Annotated in this window: 7 protein-coding genes; 3 read left to right on the top strand and 4 right to left on the bottom strand. The window is 73.0% G+C overall.

Going from position 1 to position 8,382, the window contains the following annotated elements; all coding sequences use genetic code 11:
- Positions 1 to 241: 241 nt before the first annotated feature.
- From ACFRMQ_RS34350 to ACFRMQ_RS34340, 3 genes are all read right to left on the bottom strand, one after another.
- Positions 242 to 916 (bottom strand): nucleoside/nucleotide kinase family protein, encoded by a 675-nt coding sequence (locus ACFRMQ_RS34350; protein WP_380734695.1) that lies wholly within the window; start codon positions 914 to 916, stop codon positions 242 to 244.
- 76 nt (positions 917 to 992) lie between these two features.
- Positions 993 to 1,949, bottom strand: coding sequence for an LD-carboxypeptidase (locus tag ACFRMQ_RS34345; RefSeq protein WP_380734694.1), 957 nt, complete (start codon positions 1,947 to 1,949; stop codon positions 993 to 995).
- Between the two features lie 261 nt (positions 1,950 to 2,210).
- A complete protein-coding gene (locus ACFRMQ_RS34340) occupies positions 2,211 to 3,785 on the bottom strand; it encodes an APC family permease (RefSeq protein WP_380734696.1) in 1,575 nt (524 codons plus the stop codon).
- 322 nt (positions 3,786 to 4,107) lie between these two features.
- On the opposite strand from ACFRMQ_RS34340, the gene ACFRMQ_RS34335 reads away from it, so the two are divergent.
- Together ACFRMQ_RS34335 and ACFRMQ_RS34330 are read left to right on the top strand one after the other, a co-directional pair.
- The gene (locus tag ACFRMQ_RS34335) at positions 4,108 to 5,223 is read left to right on the top strand and encodes an ABC transporter substrate-binding protein (RefSeq protein ID WP_380734693.1); all 1,116 of its coding nucleotides are present in this window, start codon (positions 4,108 to 4,110) and stop codon (positions 5,221 to 5,223) included.
- Positions 5,224 to 5,461: 238 nt separating this feature from the next.
- Positions 5,462 to 6,631: a hypothetical protein gene (locus tag ACFRMQ_RS34330; RefSeq protein WP_380734692.1), complete on the top strand. Its 1,170-nt coding sequence runs from the start codon at positions 5,462 to 5,464 to the stop codon at positions 6,629 to 6,631.
- A gap of 70 nt (positions 6,632 to 6,701) precedes the next feature.
- Here the strand turns inward: ACFRMQ_RS34330 and ACFRMQ_RS34325 are convergent, their stop codons facing one another.
- A complete protein-coding gene (locus tag ACFRMQ_RS34325; RefSeq protein WP_380734691.1) occupies positions 6,702 to 7,235 on the bottom strand; it encodes an NUDIX hydrolase in 534 nt (177 codons plus the stop codon).
- Between the two features lie 123 nt (positions 7,236 to 7,358).
- Between ACFRMQ_RS34325 and ACFRMQ_RS34320 the strand changes: the two genes are divergently transcribed.
- A partial coding sequence (locus ACFRMQ_RS34320; RefSeq protein WP_380734690.1) for an ATP-grasp domain-containing protein occupies positions 7,359 to 8,382 on the top strand: 1,024 nt, incomplete at its 3' end.

Below are 8,382 nucleotides of genomic sequence, written 5' to 3'. Positions count from 1 at the left end.
TCATCCAACTCGCCGGTGTCTTCCGGGGCTTGACGCCCTGTCCGACGTTTCAAACTCTAGCCGATCCCCGCTCCGAAAAGCGAATCCGGCCGCAATCCGATAAAACGAACACGCCGAATAAGCGCCAAGCCGTGACGCGAAAAAGCGAAACGACCGGCACGAACCGGAAATGGTGTTTCAGGGGATTGGCCGCCCCGGGACCGTCCGCGCGGATGCGTGTCCGGTGCTCCCTGTCGAGCGACTAGGGAACACTACCCCTGTCCGGGGCCGGAAGCAAACCCGCCCCGGAGACGGTGCGGGTGCACAGGGCCCGGCCGGACTTCACGTATTCGCCGTTGGGGTGGTCGTTGCCGGCGACCCAGTGGCGGGCGGTGGCCTCGTCACGGCCGCCGTCGCGGTGGCGGCGGAGCAGGCGCGCCTCGCGGACGGCGTCATCGGTGTGCACGTACCAGAGTTCGTGCAGCGCTCGGCGGGCGTCCGGCCAGGGGGCGTCGGCGGAGGCGAGGTAGTTGCCCTCGGTGATGACCAGTCGGGTGTGCGGGCGGACCACGTGGCGGGCGGCGACCGGTTCGTCCAGGGTGCGGTCGAAGTCCGGCACATAGATGTCCTGGAAGCGGTCGCCGGCGATGCGGCGCAGCAGGGCGACGTAGCCGTGGGCGTCGAAGGTCGCCGGGGCTCCCTTGCGGTGGGTCAGGCCGAGGCGCTCGAGCTGGGTGCCCGAGAGGTGGAAGCCGTCGAGCGGGACGTAGGCGGCGGTGCCGGGGCCTTCGACGCGCTCGACCTCGGCGACCAGGTGGCGGGCCAGGGTGGACTTGCCGGCGCCGGGCGGGCCGGCAAGTCCGAGGATCGTACGGGCGTTGCTGCCCGGGCCGCGGAGGAAGCCGAGGGCAAGGGCGGTGAGGCGGTCCTCGTTCATGGCCGCACCTTACTCAGCGCGCACCGTGCCCGGCGCTGCCCCGCGAGTGGGACCGGCCCGGGCGGCGTCTGGCGGCTCAGCGGTCGGCGAGGGCGGGCAGGTCCAGGGTGAGGGTGCCGGCGTCGGCGTCGAGCAGAGCGGGGACACCGAGCGGGACGGTGAGGGTGGAGGGGCAGTGGCCGAAGCCCAGCTCCCAGAGCACGGGGACGCCGAGCCCACCGAGCCGGTCGAGCATCACGTCCCGGACCCGTTCGGGCCGTCCGCAGCCCTCCCAGGAACCGAGGGCCACGCCGGCCACGCCGTCGAGGGCGCCGGAGCGCAGGAGCTGGGTGAGCAGACGGTCGAGCTGGTAGGGGTGCTCGTTCACGTCCTCGATCAGCAGGATGCCGCCCTCGTACGAGGCCCGGGCGGCGGGCGTGCCGCGCTCGGCGGTGAGGACGTGGAGGCAGCCGCCCGCCGTGATGCCCCGGGCTCGGCCGGGGACGAGCGGGCCGGCGGAGGGAGAGGTGAGCACGGTGGTGGCGGTGGGCTCGAAGAGGGTGCGGCGCAGGTGTTCGGCGGTCGGGCCGTCGGTACAGAAGGAGACCCCCGCGGCCAGCGGTCCGTACAGGGTGGCGAGGCCGAGGCGCTGGGCGAAGGCCTCGTGCAGGGAGCTGACGTCGCTGAAGCCGATGAAGGGCTTGGGCCGGGCGGCACGCATCGCGGTCCAGTCCAGCAGGTCGGCCATGCGGTGCACGCCGTATCCGCCGCGCGCGCAGATGACGGCGTCGACGGTGGGGTCGAGCCAGGCGGACTGGAGGTCGGCCGCGCGGTCGGCGTCGGTGCCGGCCAGGTAGCCGAGGACGGGGTGGGTGTCGAGGACGTGCGGGGCGATGGTGACGCGCAGCCCCCAGGAGCGGAGGATCGCGCAGCCGGCGTCGAGGCGTTCGGCGTCGATGGGGCCGCTGGGGGCGACGACCGCGATGTGGTCGCCGGGCAGGAGGTGCGGAGGGCGGGTCAGCCCCTGGCCGGGCGTGGTCGGGTGCTGGTCCATGGACCGGGCCGCCTTTCGGGCGCGGGAGCGGGGTGCGGGCGGTCCCGGTGCGGTCTCGGCGTGGTCGCGGACGCCCGGTGACGATATGCCCCGTGGCGGCCGGCGAATCCCCCGTTCCCGGCCGGTGTCCGGTGGTGAGGGTTCTTCGGACCACCGCCCGCGTCCGTCTCCCGGACCCGGTGGGGGTCCGTCCTGCGGGGCGGGCGGAGAACGCGGCAGGGCCGTCCGGAACGGACGGCCCTGCCGGGGCGGGTGGGGGTGTCAGTCCTCCACGATCAGTGCCGGGGTGTCCTTGTGCAGTGTCTCGCCGCGGAAGAACTCCGGCCGGATGAATCCGTACCAGGTCATCAGCCCGGCGCCGAGCAACAGGATGCCGACGCCGATCACGAAGACCGAGCCGATGCCGAAGACCGAACCGCTGCCGTAGTCGGGGTTCCAGGCGTCGGTGAGGGTCTGGAGGAAGACCGCGCTGAGCAGCACGCCGCCGAGGAGCGGGGCCACGCCCTTGAGCAGCAGGTCGCGCACACCGGTGCGGAGCGAGCGGCGGAAGTACCAGGCGCAGGCGAAAGCGGTCAGTGCGTAGTAGAAGCAGATCATCAGACCGAGCGCCAGGATGGTGTCCTGGACGACGTTCTCGCTGATCAGGCTCATGCCCACGTAGAAGACCGCGGTGGCGATGCCCGCCGCGACGGTGGCGTAGCCGGGGGTGCGGAAGCGCGGGTGGACAGTGCCGAAGCGCGGCGGCACCGCGCGGTAGGCGCTCATCGCGAGCAGGGTGCGGGCCACCGGGATGAAGGTGGTCTGCAGACTGGCGGCCGCACTGGCGACGACGGCCAGGAAGAGCAGGATGCTCCACGGCGAGCCGAGCACCGGACGGGCCAGCGCGGCGAACACGTTGTCGGCGGTGGCCGGGTTGCCGAGGCCGTTGCCGGTGCTGCCGACGCCCGCGAACATCTGGGAGGCGATCGCGACCAGCAGGTACGAGCCGACCAGGGTGACCATGGAGATCATCGCGGCGCGACCGGGGGTCTTGGCGCTGCCCATCGTCTCCTCGTTCATGGTCAGGCAGGTGTCCCAGCCCCAGTACATGAAGATCGACAGCGACAGTCCGGCAGTGAACGCGCTGAACGAGCTGACCTGGAGCGGGTTGAGCCAGGAGAACGAGAAGCCGATCGAGTCGGGCAGGTCGCCGGCGACGGCCTTGCCGATGGCGATGGCGGAGAAGAGCACCAGCACGGCCAACTGGAGGCCGACCAGGCTGTACTGGAACCACTTGGTGGCGGTCATCCCCCGGTAGCTCATCGCGGTGGCTCCGGCGATCAGCAGGACCACGGTGAGCAGGTGGACCGCCTTGTTCTGGTCGAGTTCGGTGACCCAGCCGCTGCCGGTCATCTCCCCGAGCATCAGGTACAGGAAGTCGGTCGCGACCCCGGCCAGGTTGGAGAGCACGATGATGGTCGCCACCGTCAGGCCCCAGCCGGCCATCCAGCCGACCCGGGGGCCGAAGGCCCGGACACCCCAGGTGAAGGACGTCCCGCAGTCCGGGAAGTCCTTGTTCAGCTCCTTGTACGCGAACGCGACGAGCAGCATCGGCAGGAAACCCGCCAGGAACACCGCGGGCATCTGGACGCCGACCGCGGTCACCGTCGGGCCGAGCGTCGCGGTCAGGCAGTAGACCGGGGCGACCGTCGAGACGCCCAGCACCACGCTGCTCAGCAGGCCCACGGAACCACCCCGTAGACCCTTGTCCCCCGCTCCCCCAGCCGTCCCCTGGTCAACGGGGACTCCACCACTGATGCCACTGACCGGGGCACCCTGCGGAGCGCCGGGCGCCATTGCCCGGCCGCTGCTCGTGTGCTCTGAGAGCTGCTGATCAAACACCAGCGCACCCTAGATGCGAGCACGGAAGGTTGAGTAGACCAACCCTTGGTGATCTAAACCACGTGCTTTGATTCGTTCCCGCAGGGCCCGCCAGGGGTGGCTTATTAACGGTCCGTTAACCCATGTACCTTGGTTTCAAAGGAGTTGAGCCAAGAAAATTTCACCCTTTTGCCAAGGTTTGACATGGTTTGCCCCGCAGGCACGGGCGGGGCGGCGCTCGCTCTCCGAGTCGGATAGGTTTGCCTAACCTAATCTTGACCCGTGAAAGGAGCGTCGCGTGCCCCCCACCTCCGACGACCTGGCCCTCGCCCCCCGCACGCCCAGCCGCCGCCGGTTCCTCTCGGCGGGGATCGCCGGCGGGGCGGTGCTCGGCCTCGGCGGGCTGCTCACCGCCTGCGGCAGCTCGGGCGGATCGGGCGAACCGGGCGGTGCCGGCGCCTCCGCTCCGGCCGGTGGCGGCTCCTCCCCGAACCAGAAGTCGGTCAAGCAGGGCGGCGACGACTACGCCGGCGTGATCGAGAAGATGAAGGGCTTCGGCACCGACGCCGCCCCCGGCGTCTACCCGCGCACCATCAGGCACGCGATGGGCGAGACCGTCGTCCCGGCCAGGCCCACCCGGGTCGTGGTGCTGGACACCGGCGAGCTCGACAACGTCGCCGCCCTCGGCATCCAGCCCGTCGGCGTGGTGTACGCCGACGCTTCCAAATCCCTGCCGTCCTACCTCAAGGACAAGGCGGGCAGCCCGGCCGCCGTCGGCACCATCAACAGCCTCAACCTGGAGGCGATCGCCGCACTCAAGCCGGACCTGATCCTCGGAAGCCAGCTGCGCGCCCAGGAGCAGTACGCCCAGCTGTCCAAGATCGCGCCGACCGTCTTCTCGCTACGGCCCGGCTACCCCTGGAAGCAGAACTTCCTGCTCAACGCGAGCGCCTTCGGACTGGAGGCCGAGGCCCGCTCGCAGCTCGACGCGTACCAGGCGGCGGCCGCCGCGATCGGGGCGAAGCTCGGCGACAAGCGGCCCGCCATCACGCCGCTGCGCTTCATGCCCGGGCGCACCCGGCTCTACGCGGAGCTCTCCTTCATCGGCACCATCCTCACCGACGTGCCGCTGCCGCAGCCCGAGATCGAGCGGGTCAAGGAGCTCGCGGTCGAGGTCAGCCCGGAGCAGATCGACAAGGCCGACGCCGACTGGATCTTCTACGGCGTGTACGGCAGCCCCAGCTCGACCAACCAGGACGCGGTGCTGGGCGGCGCGCTCTGGAAGACACTCGGTGCGGTCAAGTCCGGTCAGGCTCGACCGGTTTCGGACGAGACCTGGTTCCTCGGGCTCGGTGTCATGGCGGCGAACGCGGTGCTCGCCGACCTCAAGGGGTTTGTCGCGCCCGGAAGTTGAGCCGACCCGGCGGGCCGGGATCGGACGGGGGCGAACTGGTGCGGACGGAAGCGGTGGTTGCTCCGTTCGGATGACAACGGGGTTTGCCTGAAACCGTTTTGGGCGATCCCACGGCGGGCTGGTGGCGGCGTCGCGGTGGGATCGCGGTGGGATCGTGTACACCATCGGGGTTCGACGCTTGGAGCTCGTCGCGATGGTGCGGGAGGATCATCGGAACCGTTCCTCGAAGGGCCCGCAGATGACCTCGCTCCACCCCTCCGCAACCGACCCGTCCCTGCCCGGCCAGCCCGGGGAGAGCGCCGGATCCTCACCCCCGCCCGCTGTGCCCGGCCCGCCCGCCGAGGCCGTCTCGATGTGCTCGATCGCCACCGCCGTCGAGCCCGGGGCGGCAGCGCCCGGTGCCCCGGACGGAACGGCCCGCCAGGGCGGCGGCGCCTCGCGCTTCGACGGCGCCTCGCGCTTCGACTCGGTGCCGCAGCCGCGCAGCCGGAACGACGCGGAGGTACGGGCCCCGCTCGGCGCGGACGCGGTGGCCGAGCACGATCCGGCCGCGACCGACGCGCCCCCCTCCGGCCGCGCCGCCGAACCGCCCGGCCCCGTCACCGGACCGGACGAGAGCGGGTTCCTCCGGTTCCGGCCCACCGCCGCGGCATCGGAGATCGGCCTGTCCGTGCCGGCACAGCGCTCGGCGCGCGAAGAGCTGCGGCCCTTCGGGTCCCGGCGGCCGTCGCCCTCGCGGCGACTGCGTCGGATGCACCCCCAGGCCGGGCAGGGGGCGACCGCACGGGAGACGGCCGCGACCGGCCCGGCAGACCCGACCGGGACGGGCCTGCCGGGTGCCACCGTCCGGGCGGGGGGAGCCCCCGGCGCGGAGGGGGCGGGTGAACTCGGCGGTGCGGTGGGGGCGACCGTGGCGCGGACGCCGTCGTCCGGGACCGGCTCCGTCACCGTCGACCCCGCGCCCGGTACCTGGGCGGCCGACGCCGACAGCCCCCGCTCCGCAGCACCCGGTGCCATCAGCCCTGGCACCGTCGACCACGCCGCCGCGGGTACCGATGGCGGGGCTTCGCGGGCCGAACCGCCGCTCGGCATCCTGATCGGCGGCAGCCCCTGGCCTGCCGAGGCCCTCGGCCGGCCGGAGGAGCGGGCGCCGGTCCGGGTGGCGGCCACGCCGATCCGGGTCGGCCGTGGCACCTGCCTGGTGGTGCTGCCCTCCTGGCGGCCCGCCATCGCCGTCTCGGTGTCGACCGAACTGCTGCTGTCCGCGACCGGGCTCGGCTTCGAGCAACTGGCCGACGCCCAGCTGACGGTGCTGATGAACCCCGGCGCGCTGCACGACCGGGAGCTGGAACTGCGCGGCTGGGAGTGCGCTCCGGCCGGGCGGGCCCGGCGCGGCACGCGCCCGTAACCGCTCCTCCGGGGGCCGTTCCGTGACAGGACCGGGCGGCAGGGCCGGGCGGCGGGACCGGAAGTCCGCCCTAACGCGCGGCCGGGGTGTTCGGGACGTAGCCGAGGTCGACGGGCACCGGCGGCCGCCCGTCCACGGCCCAGCCCCCGCGGACCTCGTCCAACAGGTCCGGCAGCATGGGGGGCCAGAGCGCGTCGGCGTTCTCGTCGGCGAGGTCGGCGGGGGTCCACCAGCGCCAGTCGAGGATCCGGTCGACGGCGTGCGCCCGGCTGACGTCGCCGACCGGGCCGCGGTGCGGTCCGCCGGAGAGGTAGATGTGCTCGTGCTGGCGGACCGGGGTGCCATGCCAGGTGAAGTCGTGCTCCCAGGTGCAGAGCAGCGGGCCGGGTTCGAGGTCGCGCCAGCCGGTCTCCTCCCACAGTTCGCGGCGGGCGCCGTCCCACGGGGTCTCGCCCCGCTCCAGTCCGCCGCCCGGCGCGGTCCAGTGCACGCCGACCTCGTCGTTGTCCGAACGGAGCAGGAAGACCGAGCCGTTGTCGTCCAGCACCACCGTACGGGCGGCCTGCCTCGGCTTGCGGGTGCGCGGTCGCAGCAGATTTCGCATCGGCTCACTCTCGCAGCGGCCGCCCAGGGCGTCGAGTGGATTCGCCACTCCGGTCGGGTGCTCGGGCCGACCGGTCCGTCGTGGCTGGCGCGTGGCCCGTCCACCGGCCGTACCCTGGCGGCCATGCCCGTACCCGCGATCATCTTCCCCGCCGATCCGCTCAACCCGCGCCGGCCCGACCCGCACTTCGCCTGGGAGTCCCGGACGCTGCGGGAGTTGGGCGGCGGGCACCACCTGGTCGACCACGACGCGCTGCTCGCCGGGAGGGCCGAGGAGGCGGTCCGGCGGGTTCCGCAGGACAGCGGCCCGCTCTGGTACCGGGGTTGGATGCTGCCCTCCGCCCGGTACGCCGACTTCGCCGCCGCGCTCACCGCCCGCGGCGGCAACCTGCTGACCAGCGCGCCCGGCTACACGGCGGCCCACGAACTGCCCGGCTGGTACGACGTGTTCGAGGGCGCGACCCCGGCCAGCGCGTGGATCCCGTCCGACGGGCCGGCGGCGCCCGGGCCCGCGGAGCTGGCCGAGGCCGCGGCCCGGCTCGGCGGCCACGGCCCGGCGATCGTCAAGGACTACGTGAAGTCGCGCAAGCACGAGTGGCACGAGGCCTGCTACGTGCCGGAGTTGGCGGACCTGGCGACCGTCGGCCGGGTGGTGGAGCGGTTCGTCGAGTTGCAGGGCGAGTTCCTGGCGGGCGGTGTGGTGCTACGGCGGTACGAGGAGTTCGCGGGCGCGCCCACCGGGACGGACGGCGGGAACGGCGCGGGCGGTTCGGCCGGTCGGAACGGTGCGGGCGGTGCTTCCAGTGCGACCGGTGCTTCAGGTGCGACCGGTGCTGCCGGCGCTTCCGGTGCGGAGCGCGTGGACGGCGACGCGTCGGGTGCGGACGGGCGCGCCGTGGAGGCCCGGGTGTGGTGGCTGGACGGCCGGCCCGTCCTGGTCGGGCCGCACCCCGATGCCCCGCGCCTGACCGTCGAGCCCGACCTCACCGATGTCCGGGCACTGGTCCGCAGGCTGGGCTGCCGCTTCGTGACCACCGACCTCGCCAACCGGGCGGACGGCTCCGGCTGGCGGGTGGTCGAGGTCGGGGACGGGCAGGTGAGCGACCTGCCGCGCGGGATCGACGCCTCGGGGCTGCTGGCCTCGTTGC

The organism is Kitasatospora sp. NPDC056783, assembly GCF_042789895.1.
GTDB lineage: Bacteria > Actinomycetota > Actinomycetes > Streptomycetales > Streptomycetaceae > Kitasatospora.
The sequence above is the reverse complement of the archived record's forward strand: the minus strand, read 5'-3'. Positions and strand labels throughout refer to the sequence as shown.